This window comes from Rhodopseudomonas sp. BR0M22, assembly GCF_010907035.1.
Taxonomy (GTDB): Bacteria; Pseudomonadota; Alphaproteobacteria; order Rhizobiales; family Xanthobacteraceae; genus Rhodopseudomonas.
Map to the genome: position 1 here is coordinate 44730 of NZ_QUMK01000015.1, position 19256 is coordinate 63985.

13 protein-coding genes are annotated in these 19256 nt (G+C 65.3%); 11 read left to right on the top strand and 2 right to left on the bottom strand.

Features of this window, described 5'->3' with window-relative positions:
- Nucleotides 1-65: 65 nt before the first annotated feature.
- Complete coding sequence (locus tag DY468_RS06920) at nt 66-1151, bottom strand: DUF2336 domain-containing protein (protein ID WP_164603647.1); 1086 nt, start codon at nt 1149-1151, stop codon at nt 66-68.
- A gap of 339 nt (nt 1152-1490) precedes the next feature.
- On the opposite strand from DY468_RS06920, the gene rimP reads away from it, so the two are divergent.
- The 10 genes from rimP (at nt 1491) to DY468_RS06970 (ending at nt 15722) form a co-directional block, all read left to right on the top strand.
- The gene (rimP, locus tag DY468_RS06925; protein WP_164603649.1) at nt 1491-2270 is read left to right on the top strand and encodes a ribosome maturation factor RimP; all 780 of its coding nucleotides are present in this window, start codon (nt 1491-1493) and stop codon (nt 2268-2270) included.
- 2 nt (nt 2271-2272) lie between these two features.
- Nucleotides 2273-3886, top strand: coding sequence for a transcription termination factor NusA (gene nusA, locus DY468_RS06930; RefSeq protein ID WP_164603651.1), 1614 nt, complete (start codon nt 2273-2275; stop codon nt 3884-3886).
- 60 nt (nt 3887-3946) lie between these two features.
- Entirely contained in the window at nt 3947-4726 is a 780-nt protein-coding gene (locus DY468_RS06935; RefSeq protein ID WP_164603654.1) for an RNA-binding protein, read from the top strand.
- Complete coding sequence (gene infB, locus DY468_RS06940; protein ID WP_164603655.1) at nt 4719-7358, top strand: translation initiation factor IF-2; 2640 nt, start codon at nt 4719-4721, stop codon at nt 7356-7358. The genes DY468_RS06935 and infB overlap by 8 nt, the downstream gene beginning before the upstream one ends.
- Before the next feature lie 173 nt (nt 7359-7531).
- Entirely contained in the window at nt 7532-7945 is a 414-nt protein-coding gene (rbfA, locus tag DY468_RS06945) for a 30S ribosome-binding factor RbfA (protein WP_164603657.1), read from the top strand.
- Nucleotides 7945-9045, top strand: coding sequence for a tRNA pseudouridine(55) synthase TruB (gene truB / locus DY468_RS06950; RefSeq protein ID WP_164603660.1), 1101 nt, complete (start codon nt 7945-7947; stop codon nt 9043-9045). The genes rbfA and truB overlap by 1 nt, the downstream gene beginning before the upstream one ends.
- 2 nt (nt 9046-9047) lie before the next feature.
- Nucleotides 9048-9317: a 30S ribosomal protein S15 gene (gene rpsO / locus DY468_RS06955; RefSeq protein ID WP_164603662.1), complete on the top strand. Its 270-nt coding sequence runs from the start codon at nt 9048-9050 to the stop codon at nt 9315-9317.
- Nucleotides 9318-9654: 337 nt separating this feature from the next.
- Nucleotides 9655-11811 carry a polyribonucleotide nucleotidyltransferase gene (pnp, locus tag DY468_RS06960; RefSeq protein WP_164603664.1) on the top strand — a complete coding sequence of 719 codons (2157 nt, stop codon included), beginning with the start codon at nt 9655-9657 and terminating at the stop codon, nt 11809-11811.
- A gap of 286 nt (nt 11812-12097) precedes the next feature.
- The gene (locus DY468_RS06965; protein WP_164603666.1) at nt 12098-13765 is read left to right on the top strand and encodes a methyl-accepting chemotaxis protein; all 1668 of its coding nucleotides are present in this window, start codon (nt 12098-12100) and stop codon (nt 13763-13765) included.
- A 319-nt stretch (nt 13766-14084) separates the two neighbouring features.
- Nucleotides 14085-15722 (top strand): methyl-accepting chemotaxis protein, encoded by a 1638-nt coding sequence (locus DY468_RS06970; protein WP_205512096.1) that lies wholly within the window; start codon nt 14085-14087, stop codon nt 15720-15722.
- Between the two features lie 9 nt (nt 15723-15731).
- Here DY468_RS06970 and DY468_RS06975 read toward each other — a convergent pair whose 3' ends face one another.
- Nucleotides 15732-16673: a LysR substrate-binding domain-containing protein gene (locus DY468_RS06975; RefSeq protein WP_164603670.1), complete on the bottom strand. Its 942-nt coding sequence runs from the start codon at nt 16671-16673 to the stop codon at nt 15732-15734.
- A gap of 272 nt (nt 16674-16945) precedes the next feature.
- Between DY468_RS06975 and katG the strand changes: the two genes are divergently transcribed.
- Complete coding sequence (katG, locus tag DY468_RS06980) at nt 16946-19156, top strand: catalase/peroxidase HPI (protein ID WP_164603672.1); 2211 nt, start codon at nt 16946-16948, stop codon at nt 19154-19156.
- Nucleotides 19157-19256 lie beyond the last annotated feature (100 nt).

The following is a 19256-nucleotide window of genomic DNA, read 5'->3' on the forward strand; positions in this document are numbered from 1 at the left end:
TCGGATCGTTCAATCAAACGATGAACCGCTCTAATTTCTCAGCCGGCGATTAGTTGGCGAACGGATCAGGCGTCGGCCTGCCGCATCCGCCAGAAGCCGAGTACGCGCTGCGCCGTCGATGACGTCAGCCGCTCGAAATTGTGCTGCGCTTCTTCGACGTCGGGGCACGCCACCGATCGATCCGGTCCGAGCCGCAGCCTGATCAGCGCCCGGACTGTCGCCCATCCGAACCCGAGCGCCTTGCCGAGGATCAGCACGGGATCGTGCCGTTCGCCGGACATCATCTGGTCGAGAGTCGAGATCCGCGTCCCGGTCATCGCCGACAGGGCCGCGACCGTCTCCTCGTATTGATGCGCTTGGGCGAAGCCCAGTACGGTGGCCTCGTTGAGTTCGCCCTTGTTGTGCAGGCCGACGACCGAGCGTTGCGCGGCGTCGAAATCACGACGCACATTCGGCTGTCGGGACTCGCCGGCCAGCTCGCGCATCGCGCGGTTGATGGCGATCCGGGCGCTCGGCCGGGCGCTTTCGAACAGGCGCCGGCGCACCAGATCGGTCGAACACGCCAGCAGATCCTTCAGCCTCGGCGGCGAAAGATCATCTCGCGTACCGACCGCGATCGCCAGCACCCCGTCCTCCGCGGCGCGGCGGATCAGGCCGTTGAATCCCGTTGCGGAGAATTCTGCGCCGGCATTGCCGGCGACCTTCCGCACCACGTCGCGGTCGCCGCGGCGCACGATCACGTCGGTCACCGGCGGCGAAATGCTGGAACGTTCGGAGATTGCCAGAAGGTGCGTCTGGCCACGCTGCTTGGCCAGTTCGACCAGGGTGGGATCGTCCAGCATGACCGATCGCCGCAGCAGCGGCCCGGCGATGCCGATATCTTCGTCGTACACGAGCTGCCGAACCAACTGCGGCGGCGCATTCACGACTTCCGAAAACCGTCGTGCCAGCTCGCTGCGGACCTCGACGTCGATCTCCGGAACCAGCGTCAGCAGAATTCCGTCGAACAGCGCGACATGATCCGGCTGAAAGCTCTCGACATCCCGAATGTACAGGTCCGCGATCCGGCGCACCGCATCGGCACGCCGAACAGGATCACCCTGCCTGACGATGTCGTCGAGTTCGGGAAGGAGAGAGTTGGGAGCAGACATCCATCGTTCTCGCGGGCGGCCCGCACCTGTACGGCCGGAACCTAGAGGCCTGGCGTGAACGAAGGGTTGAACCGCCTTGTCGCATTTGTTCCGGTCGTGTGTGCCAGCCATGCGCCGGAGCGCTTCCCTGACGGCTCTTGTCGCTGGAGCGGAAAAGCGCTATATCGGCGTGACTTCGAAATTCTCATACGATCCGTATCGAGAGTGGGCCCTCCGGGACCCGCTCTTTTTTATTACCTGGATCGTAGGACATGGACCGGCGCGCTTTCGGAAGCGCAGCCTCATTCACCTGCTTGATACCGCTTACCGCCGAGACACCATAACGCTTTGACCCAGGACATGACCGAGCCGACCCCTGCCATTCCGGAAACCGACGACTTGGCCGAACCGCGCCTGGTAATCGAACCGGGCGTCGCGGCGCGGTTCGGGGCGGTCGCCGAGCCCGTTTTGCTGGCAATGGGATACCGCCTGGTCCGGATCAAGGTGTCGGGTGAAGCCGGCTGTACGGTGCAGATCATGGCCGAGCGGCCGGACGGCACCATGCTGATCGACGACTGCGAAGCGGTCTCGCGGGCGCTGTCGCCGGTGCTCGACGTCGCCGACCCGATCGACCGCGCCTATCGGCTGGAGATTTCGTCGCCTGGTATCGACCGGCCGTTGGTCCGTCGTTCGGATTTTGCCCGTTATGCCGGGCACTTGGTCAAGATCGAGATGGCGGTGCCGCACCAGGGCCGGAAGCGGTTCCGCGGCCTGCTGGACGGCGTCGACGGCGATGCCGTGCGGATTCAGCGGGAGGAGGCCCCGAAGGGCGAAGACCCGTTGGTGATGTTGCCGATGCACGATATCGGCGATGCCCGGCTGGTGCTGACCGACGAGCTGATCGCCGAGTCGATGCGCCGCGGCAAACAGGCCGAACGCGACCTCAAGCAGAGCCTCGGGCTGGCCCCGGAACCGCCGCCGCACGCCAAGCGCAGCGATCCGACCAAGAGCCAGGCTCCGAAGCGCGGCGCCAAGGCCGCCAAAGCGGCCGCCAAGCCGACACCGCAGAACACCAAGAAACACCGCCTTGCCGCCGAACGGGCGCGGCGTGGCGAGATCGACACCTCTGAGGGAGACTGACCATGGCCGTCAGCGCCAATAGGCTGGAACTGCTGCAGATCGCCGATGCGGTGGCTCGCGAGAAAACCATCGACCGCGGCATCGTGATCGCCGCGATGGAAGACGCGATCGCCAAGGCGGCGCGTGCCCGCTACGGCTCGGAGACCGACGTCCACGCCGAAATCGACCCCAAGAAGGGCGAGCTGCGGCTGTCGCGCCACATGCTGGTGGTCGAGCAGGTCGAAAACCCCGCCAACCAGATCTCGCTGAAGGACGCGCAGCGCGCCAATCCCGGGGCGCAGATCGGCGACACCATCGCCGACACCCTGCCGCCGTTGGAGTACGGCCGCATCGCCGCCCAGTCGGCCAAGCAGGTGATCGTGCAGAAGGTCCGCGAGGCCGAGCGCGACCGCCAATACGCCGAGTTCAAGGACCGCATCGGCGAAATCGTCAACGGCGTCGTCAAGCGCGTCGAATACGGCAGCGTGATCGTCGATCTCGGCCGCGGCGAAGCCATTATCCGCCGCGACGAGATGCTGCCGCGTGAGTCGTTTCGTAACGGCGACCGGGTTCGTGCCTATGTGTTCGACGTCCGCCGCGAAACCCGCGGTCCGCAGATCTTCCTGTCGCGCACCCATCCGCAGTTCATGGCGAAATTGTTCGCCCAGGAAGTGCCGGAGATCTACGACGGCATCGTCGAGATCAAGGCGGTCGCCCGCGATCCGGGCTCGCGCGCCAAGATCGGCGTCGTGTCGCGCGACTCGTCGGTCGACCCGGTCGGCGCCTGCGTCGGTATGCGCGGCTCGCGCGTCCAGGCGGTGGTGAACGAGCTGCAGGGCGAAAAGATCGACATCATCCCGTGGTCGCCGGACATTGCCACTTTCGTGGTCAACGCACTGGCGCCGGCCGAGGTCTCCAAGGTCGTGATCGACGAAGATCGCGAGCGGATCGAGGTTGTGGTTCCGGACACCAATAACCAATTGTCTCTTGCGATCGGCCGTCGCGGCCAGAACGTGCGGCTCGCCTCGCAGCTCACCGGCTGGGACATCGACATCCTGACCGAGAGCGAAGAATCCGAGCGCCGCCAGGCCGATTTCGAGAAGACCACCCGAGCCTTCATGGACGCGCTGAACGTCGACGAAGTCGTCGGTCAGCTGCTCGCCTCCGAAGGCTTCACCTCGGTCGAAGAACTCGCGCTGGTCGACTCCCGGGAACTCGCTTCGATCGAGGGCTTCGACGAAGAAACCGCCGGCGAACTGCAGGCCCGTGCGCAGGAATATCTCGATCGGGTCGAATCGGAGATCGAGGCGCGGCGCCTGGAGCTCGGCGTCGAAGACGCCCTCAAGGACGTCCCCGGCGTCACCTCGAAGATGCTGGTCAAGTTCGGCGAGAACGACGTCAAGACCGTCGAGGATCTGGCCGGCTGCGCCACCGACGATCTGGTCGGCTGGACCGAGCGCAAAGACGGGGCCGAGCCGGTAAAGTATCCGGGCATTCTCGACGGACTGGAAATGTCGCGCGAGGACGCCGAACACCTGATCATGCAGGCCCGCGTCAAGGCCGGCTGGATCGACGAGTCGGAGCTGGCCTCCGACGACGAAACTGCGGACGAAGCGTCCGAAGCCGAAGCGGAGTGAGCACCGATGGCTCGCGACCCGCATCCGCGCAGCACGTGAAATGAAAGGTCAGCCGCACCTATGCTTGCTGCCGTACCCGGCGCAGATCTCGACGACGGACCGCGGGCCAAGACGCCCGCGACCGAGCGGATGTGCGCGGTCACGCGGCAGGTGCGGCCGATCGGCGAACTGATCCGGTTCGTGCTCGGCCCGACCGGTGAGGTGGTGGCCGATCTGAAACGCAAGCTGCCCGGCCGGGGCCTGTGGGTCACGGCGTCGCGGGAGATGGTGACGCAGGCGGTTCGCCGCCGCGTCTTCGCCAAAGGTTTCAAGCGCGACGTCAAGGCGCCGGCGGATCTCGCCGACGCGATCGAACGCCTGTTGGCGCGGTCGGCGCAGGACGCGCTGGCGATTGCCGCCAAGGCCGGCCAGGTCGTCTGCGGCTTCGGCAAGGTCGAAACCGCGCTGAAGAGCCGCGAAGCGGTCGCGGTGATTCACGCCACCGACGGCGCCGCCGATGGAATCCGCAAGCTGGACGCGCTTTGTCGGCAAATCGACGAAGAGGCGGCCGGGGGTCGCAAATTTCCTCGGATTGCTGCGCTCAGCTCTGCAGAATTGGATTTGGCATTAGGGCGGTCAAATGTGATACATGCTGCGCTGCTTGCGGGCACGGCCGGACAAACATTCCTGTCGCGCTGCCAGATCCTGGTCCGATACCGGCTGGCGGGCGATGGCAATGCCGATGCGGCCACGGCAGGAACGCCGATCGACACGCCGAAAGACGCTGCTGACCTAGACGCCGCTGACGAAGTCCGTGCGAACGCGCACAACGTTGAGAGATTGGGACTACTGAATGGTTGATACGAAAACTCCTGGCGACAAGACTCTGACGATGCCGACCAAGACCTTGACGCTGAAGCCGCGCGTCGAGCAGGGCGTCGTGCGCCAGAGCTTCAGCCACGGCCGTAGCAAGCAGGTGGTGGTCGAAAAGCGCGGCAAGCGTCGCGTTGGCGGCGACGAGCCGGCCGCACCGGCGGCTCCCGAGGTCGCGAAGAAGCCCGCGCCTCCCGCGCCGAGCCGGCAGCAGCAGTCGCGCCCAGCGCCGCAGCAGTCGCGCAGCGGTATGGTTCTACGCACCTTGACCGAGGACGAGCGCACCGCCCGCGCCACCGCGCTGGCCGACGCCCGCGTGCGCGAGGTCGAGGAGCGCAAGCAGGCCGAGATCGAGGCTCAGCGCCGCGCCGAGCAGGAGAAGATCGAGAAGGCCGAGCGCGAAGCCGCCGAAGCCCGCCGCAAGGCCGAGGAAGAGCGTCACCGCCTGGAAGACGAAGCCAAGCTCAAGGCCGAGACCGAGGCCAAGAAGCGGTTTGGCGACGCCGAGCCGGCCAAGAAGCCGGCCCAGACCACCACTGCGGCGCCCGCGCGGCCTGCGACGACGACCACCGCGCGCACGGCGACGACGACGCCCGGCCGCCCGCCGGCCGTCGCAGCCGAGGCTGGCGACGACGATGAGGCGCCGCGGATGATCCGCCGTCCGGGCGGCCCCGCCCGTCCGGCGCCGGCACCGAAGCAGCCGGCCGCCAAGCCGGGCGCGTCGAAGCAGCGCGGCCGTCTGACCGTCGTCACCGCGCTCAATGCCGACGACGTGCGCGAACGTTCGATCGCCTCGTTCCGTCGCCGCACCCAGCGGCTGAAGGGGCACGCTTCGAACGAGCCGAAAGAAAAGTTGGTGCGTGAAGTCGTTATTCCCGAAGTGATCGCCATCCAGGAACTCGCCAACCGCATGTCCGAACGTGCGGTCGACGTGATCCGCCTGCTGATGAAGCAGGGCGCGATGCACAAGATCACCGACGTCATCGACGCCGACACCGCCCAGCTGATCGCCGAAGAACTCGGCCACACCGTCAAGCGCGTCGCCGCGTCGGACGTGGAAGAGGGGCTGTTCGACGTCGTCGACGACACCACCGACACCGAACCGCGTTCGCCGGTGGTGACCGTGATGGGCCACGTCGACCACGGCAAGACCTCGCTGCTCGACGCGCTGCGCCACGCCAACGTGGTGTCGGGCGAAGCCGGCGGTATCACCCAGCACATCGGCGCCTATCAGGTGACCTCGCCGGAGACCGGCACCAAGATCACCTTCATCGACACCCCCGGCCACGCCGCGTTCACCGCGATGCGTGCCCGCGGCGCCAAGGTCACCGACATCGTGGTGCTGGTGGTGGCCGCCGACGACGGCGTGATGCCGCAGACGATCGAGGCGATCAATCACGCCAAGGCCGCCGGTGTTCCGATCATCGTGGCGATCAATAAGATCGACAAGCCCGACGCCAAGCCGGACCGCGTCCGCACCGACCTGCTGCAGCACAATGTGCAGGTCGAATCGATGGGCGGCGACGTGGTCGACGTCGAGGTTTCGGCCAAGAACAAGGTCAATCTCGACAAGCTGCTCGAGATGATCGCGCTGCAGGCCGAAATCCTCGATCTCAAGACCAACACCACCCGCCCGGCCGAAGGCACCGTGATCGAAGCCAAGCTCGATCGCGGCCGCGGTCCGGTCGCCACCGTGCTGGTCCAGCGCGGCACCCTCAAGGTCGGCGACATCATCGTGGCCGGCGCCGAGATGGGCCGCGTCCGCGCGCTGATTTCCGATCAGGGCGAGACCGTGCAGGAAGCCGGCCCGTCCGTGCCGGTCGAAGTGCTCGGCTTCAACGGTCCGCCGGAAGCCGGCGATCGCCTGGCGGTGGTCGAGAACGAAGCCCGTGCCCGCGAAATCACCGACTACCGCGCCCATCAGAAGCGCGAGAAGTCGGCGGCCACGGCGAGCGGCATGCGCGGCTCGCTCGAGCAGATGATGAGTCAGCTCAAGACCTCGGGCCGCAAGGACTTCCCGCTGATCGTGAAGGCGGACGTGCAGGGCTCGCTCGAAGCCATCCTCGGCTCGCTGGAGAAGCTCGGCACCGACGAAGTCGCGGCGCGTATTCTGCACGCCGGCGTCGGCGGCATCAGCGAGAGCGACGTAACGCTGGCCGAAGGCTTCAACGCCGTCATCCTCGGCTTCTCGGTTCGTGCCAACAAGGAGGCGGCCGCGGCCGCCAAGCGCAACGGCATCGAGATCCGCTACTACAACATCATCTACGATCTGGTAGACGACATTAAGAAGGCGATGAGCGGTCTGCTCGCGCCGACCCTGCGCGAGACCATGCTGGGCAATGCCGAAATCCTGGAGATCTTCAACATCTCCAAGGTCGGCAAGGTCGCCGGCTGCCGTGTCACCGACGGCAATGTCGAGCGCGGCGCCAATGTCCGCCTGATCCGCGACAACGTCGTGGTTCACGAAGGCAAGCTTTCGACCTTGAAGCGCTTCAAGGACGAAGTGAAGGAAGTCGTCGCCGGCCAGGAATGCGGCATGGCGTTCGAGAACTACACCGACATGCGGGCAGGCGATATCATCGAGTGCTACCGCGTCGAGACCATCCAGCGCTCGCTGTAAGTCCGATTCTTACAGCCGAGACGCTCGATTGAACTGAGACGTCGTGGCCGGGCCAAAGCGCGAAGCATGTCTTCGCGACGAAGTCCCGGCCGTCCACGTCTTGCTTTGCCCCATCGAAGACGTGCATGCCCGCGACTGGTCGCGGGCATGACGGCGGTTTTTGAAAGAACGTCATGTCTCGCGATCATCAGAAGAGTTCCCCGCCCGGCGGCTCGACCCGCTCGCTGCGCGTCGGCGAACTCATCCGCCACGCCGTGGCCGAGATCCTCACCCAGGGCGGCGTGCACGATCCCGTGCTCGAAAGCCACCTCGTCACCGTGCCGGAAGTCCGCATGTCGCCGGACCTCAAGCTCGCGACCATCTACGTGATGCCGCTCGGCGGCCGCGACGAGAAGCTGGTGCTCGACGCACTCGAGCACCACAAGCGCTTCCTGCGCGGCGAGATCGCCCACCGCGTCAATTTGAAATTTGCCCCCGAACTCCGCTTCCGCATCGACGAACGTTTCGCCGAGGCGGAGCGGATCGACAGACTGCTGCGCTCGCCGGCAGTCCAGAAAGACCTCGAACCGAATTCGGACCAGGATTGATGACCGTGACCACCCCCGACGCCCTGCTCGCCCCGCACGACGTGCAGCACGCCGGCGCCGACGAATCCGCCGCGCAGATCCGCAAACCGCGCGACAACAACGACCCGCGCAACGCCAATCGCGGCGGCGGCAACGGCAAACCGCGCCGCGACAAACGCGACGTCCATGGCTGGGTGGTGCTGGACAAGCCGATCGGCATGACCTCGACCCAGGCGGTCGCGGTGGTGAAGCGGCTGTTCTCGGCCAAGCGCGCCGGCCACGCCGGCACCCTCGACCCGCTCGCCTCGGGCGGCCTGCCGATCGCGATGGGCGAGGCGACCAAGACCGTGCCGTTCGTGATGGATGGCCGCAAGCGCTACCGATTCACCGTCGCCTGGGGCGAAGAGCGCGACACCGACGACACCGAGGGGCGCGCGATCGCGACCAGCTCGGACCGGCCCACGGCCGAAGCCGTGATGGCGCTGCTGCCGCGCTTTACCGGCGTGATCGAGCAGATTCCGCCGCAATATTCGGCCGTGAAGATCCAGGGCGAGCGCGCCTACGACCTCGCCCGCGACGGCGAAGTCGTGCCGCTGGCCCCGCGGCCGGTCGAGATTCACGAATTAACTCTGGTCGATCATGGAGATAACGGCCAGTCCGTGTTCGAGGCGGAGTGCGGCAAGGGAACCTATGTGCGCGCCTTGGCGCGCGACATGGGCCGGCTGCTCGGCTGCTACGGCCATATCTGCGCGCTGCGCCGCACGCTGGTCGGGCCGTTCGACGAGGCCGACATGATTCCGCTGGAAGAATTGCAGGCTTTGTGCGATAGAGCCGCGTCCGGCGAGGGTAGCCTCGCCGACGCGCTACTGCCCGTTGAGACCGCGCTGGACGACATCCCGGCACTGGCCGTCACACGGGCGGATGCGGCAAGGCTCCATCGGGGCCAAGCCGTTTTGTTGCGCGGACGGGATGCGCCTCATTGTAGCGGCACAGTCTATGTCACGGTGGCAGGCCGGCTTCTGGCCCTCGCCGAAGTCGGCAATGGCGAGCTCATCCCCAAGCGCGTGTTCAACCTCACCGGGCTGACTGCCAGTCCGGCTGCTCGCAAGGAAAGTATCTGACGATGTCGATTACCGCAGAACGCAAAGCGGAAGTCATCAAGGGCAACGCCACCAAGGCCGGCGATACCGGCTCGCCCGAGGTCCAGGTCGCGATCCTCTCGGAACGCATTGCCAACCTCACCGCGCACTTCAAGACCCACACCAAGGACAATCACTCGCGCCGCGGGCTGTTGAAGCTGGTGTCGACGCGCCGTTCGCTTCTCGACTACGTCAAGAAGAAGGACGAGGCGCGCTACAAGGCGCTGCTCGAAAAGCACGGCATCCGTCGCTGATCTAAGCTGCGTCCGCCGGCTGCGGCATCGAAAGCGGATCGCCGCTTCCGCCGCCGCGCCGGCCGAACCACCACACGGGAGCGCTGAGTTCGCCCGTGTGTTTCGCTCAGCCGCATCCGGCGGCTGGGCTGTCAACGGGCCTGAAGCCCGCCCTGCGGGTCGGAGACCTCGAAGGTCTCGATCCCGCACCCGGGAGGACAGAGCGCCATTTTCCACCTCGAGACCATGGCAGGATCGCCGGACGCTGTGCACGTCGTCGCCAGCGTCCCGCCATCTTGGCATGGTCTTTTGGTATCTGGCGTTCGGTCGTCTCGGGATCCGATGAAAGAAGGATCCGATGTTCAATCAACATTCAGTCGAAATCGATTGGGGTGGACGTCCCCTCAAGCTTGAGACCGGCAAGATTGCACGCCAGGCCGACGGCGCCGTCGTCGCCACCTATGGCGAGACCGTGGTGCTCGCCACCGTCGTCGCCGCCAAGTCGCCCCGTGAAGGCGTCGACTTCCTCCCCCTCACCGTCGACTATCAAGAGAAGACCTACGCGGCCGGCCGCATCCCGGGCGGCTATTTCAAGCGTGAAGGCCGTCCGACTGAGAAGGAGACCCTCGTCTCCCGCCTGATCGACCGTCCGATCCGTCCGCTGTTCGCCGACGGCTGGCGCAACGAGACCCAGGTGATCGTCACCGTCCTGTCCCACGACATGGAGAACGATCCCGACGTGCTGTCGATGGTCGCCGCCTCCGCGGCGCTGACGCTGTCGGGCGTGCCGTTCAAGGGCCCGATCGGCGCCGCCCGGGTCGGCTTCATCAACGACGAATACGTGCTCAACCCGGTGCTCGACGAGATGGCCGAAACCCAGCTCGAGCTGGTTGTGGCCGGCACCGCCGACGCGGTGCTGATGGTCGAATCCGAAGCCAAGGAGCTGTCGGAAGAGATCATGCTCGGCGCGGTGATGTTCGGTCATCGCCACTTCCAGCCGGTGATCGACGCCATCATCGAGCTCGCCGAGAAGGCCGCCAAGGAGCCGCGCGAGCTGATCGAGATCGACAATTCGGCGATCGAGAAGGAAATGCTCGGCCTGGTCGAGCAGGAGCTGCGCGCCGCTTACGCCATCCCGGTCAAGCAGGATCGCTACGCCGCGGTCGGCAAGGTGAAGGAGAAGGCGATCGCGCACTTCTTCCCGGAAGGCCAGGAGCCGAAATACGACAAGCTGCGCGTCGCCGGCGTGTTCAAGGAGCTGGAAGCCAAGATCGTCCGCTGGAACATCCTCGACACCGGCAAGCGCATCGACGGCCGCGATTCGAAGACCGTCCGCAACATTCTGGCCCAGGCCGGCGTGCTGCCGCGCACCCACGGTTCGGCGCTGTTCACCCGCGGTGAGACCCAGGCACTGGTCGTCACCACGCTCGGCACCGGCGAAGACGAGCAGTATGTCGACTCGCTGTCCGGAACGTACAAAGAGACGTTCCTGCTGCACTACAACTTCCCGCCCTACTCGGTCGGCGAGACCGGCCGCCTCGGCGGCACCAAGCGCCGCGAGATCGGCCACGGCAAGCTGGCGTGGCGCGCGATCCATCCGGTGCTGCCGCCGCATCACGAGTTCCCCTATACCATCCGCGTCGTCTCCGAGATCACCGAGTCGAACGGCTCGTCCTCGATGGCGTCGGTGTGCGGCGCCTCGCTGGCGCTGATGGACGCGGGCGTGCCGCTGAAGCGGCCGACCGCGGGCATCGCGATGGGCCTGATCCTGGAAGGCGAGCGCTTCGCCGTGCTGAGCGACATCCTCGGCGACGAGGACCACCTCGGCGACATGGACTTCAAGGTGGCCGGCACCGAGGCGGGCATCACCTCGCTGCAGATGGACATCAAGATCGCCGGCATCACCGAAGAGATCATGAAGGTGGCGCTCGGTCAGGCCAAGGACGGCCGCATCCACATCCTGGGTGAGATGTCCAAGGCACTCGACCGCGCCCGCGCCGAGCTCGGCGAACACGCGCCGCGGATCGAGACCTTCAAGATCCCGACCGACAAGATCCGCGAAGTGATCGGCACCGGCGGCAAGGTGATCCGCGAGATCGTCGAAAAGACCGGCGCCAAGGTCAACATCGAGGACGACGGCACCGTGAAGGTGGCCTCATCCGACGGCGAATCGATCAAGGCCGCGATCAAGTGGATCAAGTCGATCGCGTCCGATCCGGAAGTCGGCGAGATCTACGAAGGCACCGTCGTCAAGGTGATGGAGTTCGGTGCCTTCGTGAACTTCTTCGGCGCCAAGGACGGTCTGGTGCACATCAGCCAGCTCGCTGCCGGCCGCGTGCAGAAGACCTCCGACGTGGTCAAGGAAGGCGACAAGGTCAAGGTCAAGCTGCTCGGCTTCGACGACCGCGGCAAGACCCGGCTGTCGATGAAGGTGGTCGATCAGACCACCGGCGAAGATCTCGAGGCCAAGCAGAAGGCCGAAGGCGAAGCGCCGGCGCAGGCTGCCGGCGAGTAGTTCGGCTTCCTGACCAGCCAAATCGACCAGACGACCAGGGGGCGGCCACGAGGCCGCCCCCTTTGGTTTTTGCGCGAAGCCGCGCTGAAAGCCGTTTTGTCCGGTCTTCTGATCGGGATGGCGCCGATCGTGATGGGGCCGGAGTCGTTCGACGCAACCCTACCGCGTAATCACCCGAGGGTGCCCGCTAGCCAATTATTAAATCCGTCAGCGCAACCTCCAAGGGTAGTCCACGCCGCCGGCCCGGCTTCGTGGCGTCCCACTATTGCCCGGAGCCCAGCGCCAGATGTTTTCGTTTTCGCGAAACGCAGACCAGGATCGTGCCTCGGCGGTACTCGCCGCCATCGATCGCTCTCAGGCCGTGATCGAGTTCGATACCGATGGAACCATCCGCCGCGCCAACGATAATTTCCTCGCCACCTTCGGCTATTCGCGCGCCGAGCTGATTGGGAAGCACCATCGCATTCTGGTGGATGCGGCGGAGACCGACGGCCCCGCCTACCGGAAATTCTGGGAAGCGCTACGCGCCGGAGAGTATCAGAGCGGAGAATATCGACGCGTCGCCAAGGACGGCCGACACGTCTGGATCCAGGCGTCCTACAGCCCAATCCTCAATCGCCACGGCACCATGGTCGGTGTCGTCAAGTTCGCCAGCGATATCACCGCGGCGAAAATGAAGAGCCTGGCCGACGCCGGCAGCCGCGCGGCTATCAGCCGCGCCCAAGCGGTGATCGAATTCGCCATGGATGGCACCATCCTCGATGCGAACGAGAACTTTCTCAAGACGATGGGCTACTCGCTCGACGAGATCAAAGGCAAGAACCACAGCATGTTCGTCGCGGCGGCTGAACGCGACGCCCCGGGCTATCGCGAGTTCTGGACCCGTCTCAATCGCGGTGATTACTTCGTCGGCGAGTTCAAGCGTATCGGCAAGGGCAGCAAGGAGGTCTGGATTCTCGCCAGCTACAATCCGATCCTGGACGAGAAGGGCACCCCGCTGAAGGTCGTCAAATTCGCCACCGACGTCACCGAACAGAAGCTGAAGAACGCCGATACCGCGGGCCAGATCGCCGCGATTCAGAAATCGCAGGCGGTGATCGAGTTCAAACCCGACGGCACCATCCTCGACGCCAACGACAATTTTCTAAAGACGATGGGCTACGCGCTGTCCGAGATCAAAGGCCACCATCACAGCATGTTCATCGACGCGGCAGACCGAAACAGCCAGGACTATCGCGAGTTCTGGGCGGCGCTGGCGCGCGGCGAATACAAGACCGGCGAGTTCCGCCGCCTTGCGAAAGGCGGTCGCGAGGTCTGGATTCAGGCCTCCTACAATCCGATCCTCGATCTCGACGGCAAGACCTACAAGGTCGTGAAGTATGCGGCCGACACCACCGCTCAGGTGCAGCGCCGCCTCGCCAACGAGGAGGTGCGAGGCCAGTTACTCCGCGTCGCCGATTCGACCGAGGAACTCACCGCCACCGTCAATATGATCGCCGAAGCGACCAATCAGACCCGCCACATCACCCAGGAGGCGGTCGGCAATGTGCGGAACGCGGACAGCCAAGCGCAGCGTCTCGAAGATGCCGCGCACGCGATGAGCGGGATCGCCGAGATCATCGGCCACATCACCGGTCAGATCAATCTGCTGGCCCTCAACGCGACGATCGAGTCCGCCCGCGCCGGCGAAGCAGGTCGCGGTTTTGCCGTCGTGGCGCAAGAAGTGAAGAGCCTCGCCACCCAGGCACGCCAGGCCACCGATCAGATCGTCGGCCAGATCGACAATCTCAACGGCATTGCCGGCGACGTCGTCAATGCGCTCAGCGCGATCAAGGTCGGAATGGACAAGGTCAACGAGTTCGCCAGTTCGACGGCCTCCACTGCGGAAGAGCAGAGCGCCGCGACCCAGGAGATCGCCTCGAGCATGCAGCGCGCCACGGCGATGCTTCGATGAAGGCAGAGCCATGCCGAGCGTCGCGACCACGGCGCTTGGGCGAGATCCGATGATCTCCGATCTTTCGAAGATGGTCGATCGAACCTGGAACTAATTCCACTTCCACGCGCATCGCCGATAAGCCGGGCGAATCAGGGGTTGCAATCAATTCGCCCGTTGAGTGCAGGATGCATCTGAAGGACTAGTTAAAACTTAAGACAAACAGCACCAGGATGAATCCCCCGATTCGTCCAGCGCCGCCTCACGATCACACGGGCAGGCGCAAGGAAGGTGCTCAGTGTTTTCATTCACCAGGTCTGGCCACGATCGTGCAGAAGCCATGCTCGCGGCGCTCAATCGCTCCCAGGCCGTGATCGAGTTCGATCTCGATGGCAATGTGATCGACGCTAACGACAACTTCCTCACCGCGCTGGGATACTCGCTGGCCGAGATCAAGGGGAAGCACCACCGGATGTTCGTCGATCCGGCCGAACAGGACGGCGCTGCGTATCGCGATTTCTGGACGGCCCTGCGCGCCGGGAACTTCCAGGCCGGCGAATTCCTCCGGATCGGAAAAGGCGGCCGCGACGTCTGGATCCAGGCGTCCTACAATCCGATCCTCGATCATCGCGGCAAGCCGACTGGCGTCGTGAAATTCGCCGCAGACGTGACCACCGCCAAGACGGTCTCACTCGAACACGCCGGCAAGCTCTCGGCGATCGACCGCTCCCAGGCGGTGATCGAATTTGCGATGGACGGAACGATCCTCACGGCGAACGACAACTTCCTCGCCGCGATGGGTTACGCGCTGGGCGAGATCAAGGGCAAGCATCACGGCATGTTCGTCGAGCCGTCGGTGCGCGACAGCAGCGATTATCGTGAGTTCTGGGCGCGGCTCAATCGCGGGGAGTACTTTCCGGGCGAGTTCAAGCGAATCGGCAAGGGCGGCAAGGAGGTTTGGATCCTCGCCTCCTACAATCCGATCCTCGACCATCGCGGCAAGCCGTTCAAAGTGGTGAAGTACGCGACCGATGTCACCGCACAGAAGCTGACGAACGCCGACTTCTCCGGCCAGATCGATGCGATCCGCAAGTCGCAGGCCGTGATCGAATTCGGCATCGACGGCACCGTGCTCGACGCCAACGACAATTTCCTGCATGCGCTCGGATATACGCTGGCCGAAATCAAGGGACGGCATCACAGCGTGTTCGTGTCGTCCGACGAACGCGAGGGAGCCGCTTATCGGGAGTTCTGGTCGGCGCTGCGCCGGGGCGAGTACCAGGCCGGCGAGTACAAACGGATCGGCAAGGGCGGCAAGGAGGTCTGGATCCAAGCCTCCTACAACCCGATCCTCGACCTCAACGGGCGGCCGTTCAAGGTGGTGAAGTACGCCACCGACACCACCCGCCAGGTCCTCACCCGCATGGGCAACGAGCGCGTCCGCGGCATGATGGAGTCGGTCGCGGCGGGAGCCGAAGAGCTGAACGCATCGGTGCGGGAAATTTCCGAAGCGATGGTCAAGTCGCGGCAGACCGCACTGAACGCCGTCGGCGAAGTCGATGCCGCCGACGCTCAAGCCAATCAGCTCAACGACGCCGCGCAGGCGATGAGCGGCATCGTCGAACTGATCAATCACATCACCGGCCAGATCAATCTGCTGGCGCTCAACGCCACCATCGAATCGGCGCGCGCCGGCGAAGCCGGCCGCGGCTTTGCGGTGGTTGCGGCCGAGGTGAAGAACCTCGCCACGCAGGCCAGACAGGCGACCGACCGGATCGGCGGCGAGATCGGCAATCTGACCAGCATCTCCGGCGACGTGGTCGGCGCGCTCGGCAAGATCAAGAATGCGATCCAGAGCGTCAACGAATACGTCAGTTCGACTGCGACAGCTGTCGAGGAGCAGAGCACGGTCACCAGCGAGATGTCGTCCAGCATGCAGCGCGCCGCGGCCGAAGCGGCCGTGATCGCGGCGGGGTGAAAGCGCCGGTCAGGCCACCTCTGCGGACGTCGTGGGGGCCGTCCCCCCGACGCCCAGTTTCACCACCTCGCCGAACGCCGCGAAATCACCGCGGCGCGGAGACGTCTTGCGAAACACGAGGCCGACGCTGCGGCCCGGCTGTGGCCGGCGCAGCCGCAGGAACTTGACCCGCGAATCGCGACACTCGACCTCCGCGGCGATTTGCGGGATCAGCGTGATGCCGTAGCCCCCCGCGACCATCTGGATCACCGTGGTGAGGCTGGAGGCGCCGAAGCTGGCGGTGCCCGCTCCGCCGATCTGGATGCCGCGATTGCGCGCGGTGGCGCAGAACGCCAGCGCCTGATCGCGCAGGCAGTGACCGTCCTCCAGCAGGATCAGCCGGGACTGGTCGATTTGCTCGACGCCGATCGGCGCCTGTTCGGAGCGCGGATCGTCGGCCGGCACCGCGAGCAGGAACGGATCGTCGAACAGCGGGATCGCGTCGAGATCGGAATGACCGGCCGGCAGCGCCAGCAGCGCCGCATCCAGGACGCCGCTGACCACGTCGGCGACGAGCTGCCGGGTCTGGCTTTCGCGCAGCTCCAGCCGCAGCTCGGGAAAGCGCTGCTGCAACAGCGGCAACACCTTCGGCAGCAGATAAGGCGCCAGCGACGGAATCACCCCGAGGCTGAGTCGGCCGGTGAGCGGATTGACTCGGTGGCGGGCGAAATCGACAAGGTCGCGGGTCGCCGCCAGCACCTCTTCGGCACGGCGGGCGATCTCGCGGCCGATGTCGGTGAGGAACACCTCGCCCGGGCGGCGTTCCACGACTTTCACTCCGAGCGTGCGCTCCAGCTCGGCGATCTGCATCGACAACGCCGGCTGGGTGACCGAGCAGGCGTCGGCGGCACGGCCGAAATGGCCGTGCCGGGCCAAGGCCGACAGATAGCGAAGCTGGCGCAGCGAGATCATGGCGATCAGTTTATCTGATCGCCATGCAAAATCAATTCGACTGGACCTGATCGTAGAACTGATCCAAAGTCCCCAAGCCGAGCCTGGAACACAACTTCTGGGAGTGAACGGCCAACACACCGCATTCACCCCAGGAAGCGGCGCCGCGGGCGATCCCCCACGCTCGCGGCGCTCAAATCGATCGCGGCTCTGGCCGGCGCGTCATGAAACTTTCCAAAGACGCCACCACACTGAGCCGGGAAGACACTGCAACACGAGATCGGAGAGAAACGATGGACGCAAAGACGGACGACAAGGGCGCAGGCAAGTGCCCGTTCTCGGGCGGTAGTCACGGCCACCGCAACCGCGACTGGTGGCCGGATCAGCTCGACATTTCGGTGCTGCACAACAATTCGAAGAAGTCCGACCCGATGGGCGCTGCGTTCGACTACGCGGCGGAGTTCAAGAAGCTGGATCTGGCGGCGGTGAAGAAGGACCTTCATGCGCTGATGACCGATTCCCAGGAGTGGTGGCCGGCGGACTTCGGTCATTATGGCGGCCTGTTCATCCGCATGGCCTGGCACTCGGCCGGCACCTATCGCATCACCGACGGCCGTGGCGGCGCCGGCGCCGGCCAGCAGCGCTTTGCGCCGCTGAACTCGTGGCCGGACAACGCCAACCTCGACAAGGCCCGCCGTCTGCTGTGGCCGATCAAGCAGAAGTACGGCAGCAAGATCTCCTGGGCCGACCTGATGATCCTCACCGGCAACGTCGCGCTGGAATCGATGGGCTTCAAGACCTTCGGCTTCGCCGGCGGCCGCGCCGATGTGTGGGAGCCGGATGAGCTGTACTGGGGACCCGAGGGCACCTGGCTCGGCGACGAGCGCTATTCGGGCGAACGCGAACTGTCCGAGCCGCTCGGCGCGGTGCAGATGGGCCTGATCTACGTCAATCCGGAAGGCCCGAACGGCAACCCGGATCCGGTCGCGGCCGCCAAGGACATCCGCGAGACGTTCCGCCGGATGGCGATGAACGACGAAGAAACCGTGGCGCTGATCGCCGGCGGTCACACCTTCGGCAAGACCCACGGCGCCGGCGATCCGTCGCTGCTCGGCCCTGCGCCGGAAGGCGGGCAGATCGAGGATCAGGGCCTGGGCTGGGCCAGCAAGCACGGCAGCGGCTTCGGCGCCGACGCCATCACCGGCGGCCCGGAAGTGATCTGGACCACGACGCCGACCAAGTGGAGCAACAACTTCTTCTGGAATCTGTTCGGCTACGAGTGGGAGCTGGAGCACAGCCCGGCCGGCGCCAAGCAGTGGCGCGCCAAGGGCGCGGGCGCGACGATCCCGGATCCGTTCGATCCGGAGAAGAAGCATGTGCCGAAGATGCTCACCACCGACCTGTCGCTGCGGTTTGATCCGATCTACGAAAAGATCTCGCGCCGCTTCATGGAGCATCCCGATCAGTTCGCCGACGCGTTCGCACGCGCCTGGTTCAAACTGACCCATCGCGACATGGGTCCGGTCACCCGCTATCTCGGCCCGGAAGTGCCGAAGGAAGAACTAATCTGGCAGGATCCGTTGCCGGCGGTCGACCACGAGCTGGTCAGCGACGGCGACATCGCCGCGCTGAAAGCGAAGATCCTCGGCTCCGGCCTGTCGGTGTCACAGCTCGTCTCCACCGCCTGGGCGTCGGCCTCGACCTTCCGCGGCTCGGACAAGCGCGGCGGCGCCAATGGCGCGCGCATCCGCCTCGCGCCGCAGAAGGACTGGGAAGTCAACCAGCCGGCCGAACTGGCGCAGGTACTGAGCAAGCTCGAAGCGATCCAGAAGGAATTCAACGGATCGCAGACGGGCGGCAAGAAGGTCTCGCTCGCCGACCTGATCGTGCTCGGCGGCTCGGCTGCGGTCGAGAAGGCGGCCAAGGACGCCGGCATCGATACCAAGGTGCCGTTCACGCCCGGCCGCACCGACGCCACGCAGGAGCAGACCGACGTCGAGTCCTTCGAGGCGCTGGAGCCTCGCAGCGACGGCTTCCGCAACTACGTCAACACCAAGAAGAAGCAGTTCATGAAGGTCGAAGAGGCGCTGGTCGACAAGGCTCAGCTTCTCACCCTGACCGGCCCTGAACTGGCGGTGCTGATCGGCGGGCTGCGGGTGCTCGGTGCTAATCACGGTCACTCGACCCACGGCGTGTTCACCGACCGGCCGGAGCGGCTGACCAACGACTTCTTCGTCAACCTGCTCGACATGCGTACCAAGTGGGCACCGTCGTCTGCCGCCGAAGGCCTTTACGAGGGCCGCGACCGCAAGACCAACGATCTGAAGTGGACCGGCACCCGTGCGGATCTGATCTTCGGCTCGCACTCCCAGCTCCGCGCTTTCGCCGAGGTGTATGCCAGCTCGGATGCGCAGGAGAAGTTCGTCAGTGACTTCGTCGCTGCCTGGACCAAGGTGATGAACGCCGATCGGTTCGACATCGTCGCCAAGAAGCAGGCGGCCTGATCGCCGACACCGATGAGTTGAGACGACCACAGGGCGGCCCTCGGGTCGCCCTGTGGCGTTTCTAAAACGGGCCAAACAGCAACGCTTGATCGACGCGATC

Excerpts from the sequence above, each read along its gene's own strand:
- katG (WP_164603672.1), top strand. The coding sequence starts at position 16,946 with ATGGACGCAAAGACGGACGACAAGGGCGCAGGCAAGTGCCCGTTCTCG.
- truB (WP_164603660.1), top strand. The coding sequence starts at position 7,945 with ATGACCGTGACCACCCCCGACGCCCTGCTCGCCCCGCACGACGTGCAG.
- rimP (WP_164603649.1), top strand. The coding sequence starts at position 1,491 with ATGACCGAGCCGACCCCTGCCATTCCGGAAACCGACGACTTGGCCGAA.
- rbfA (WP_164603657.1), top strand. The coding sequence starts at position 7,532 with ATGTCTCGCGATCATCAGAAGAGTTCCCCGCCCGGCGGCTCGACCCGC.
- rpsO (WP_164603662.1), top strand. The coding sequence starts at position 9,048 with ATGTCGATTACCGCAGAACGCAAAGCGGAAGTCATCAAGGGCAACGCC.
- infB (WP_164603655.1), top strand. The coding sequence starts at position 4,719 with ATGGTTGATACGAAAACTCCTGGCGACAAGACTCTGACGATGCCGACC.
- DY468_RS06965 (WP_164603666.1), top strand. The coding sequence starts at position 12,098 with ATGTTTTCGTTTTCGCGAAACGCAGACCAGGATCGTGCCTCGGCGGTA.
- DY468_RS06970 (WP_205512096.1), top strand. The coding sequence starts at position 14,085 with ATGCTCGCGGCGCTCAATCGCTCCCAGGCCGTGATCGAGTTCGATCTC.
- DY468_RS06935 (WP_164603654.1), top strand. The coding sequence starts at position 3,947 with ATGCTTGCTGCCGTACCCGGCGCAGATCTCGACGACGGACCGCGGGCC.
- pnp (WP_164603664.1), top strand. The coding sequence starts at position 9,655 with ATGTTCAATCAACATTCAGTCGAAATCGATTGGGGTGGACGTCCCCTC.
- nusA (WP_164603651.1), top strand. The coding sequence starts at position 2,273 with ATGGCCGTCAGCGCCAATAGGCTGGAACTGCTGCAGATCGCCGATGCG.
- DY468_RS06920 (WP_164603647.1), bottom strand. The coding sequence starts at position 1,151 with ATGTCTGCTCCCAACTCTCTCCTTCCCGAACTCGACGACATCGTCAGG.
- DY468_RS06975 (WP_164603670.1), bottom strand. The coding sequence starts at position 16,673 with ATGATCTCGCTGCGCCAGCTTCGCTATCTGTCGGCCTTGGCCCGGCAC.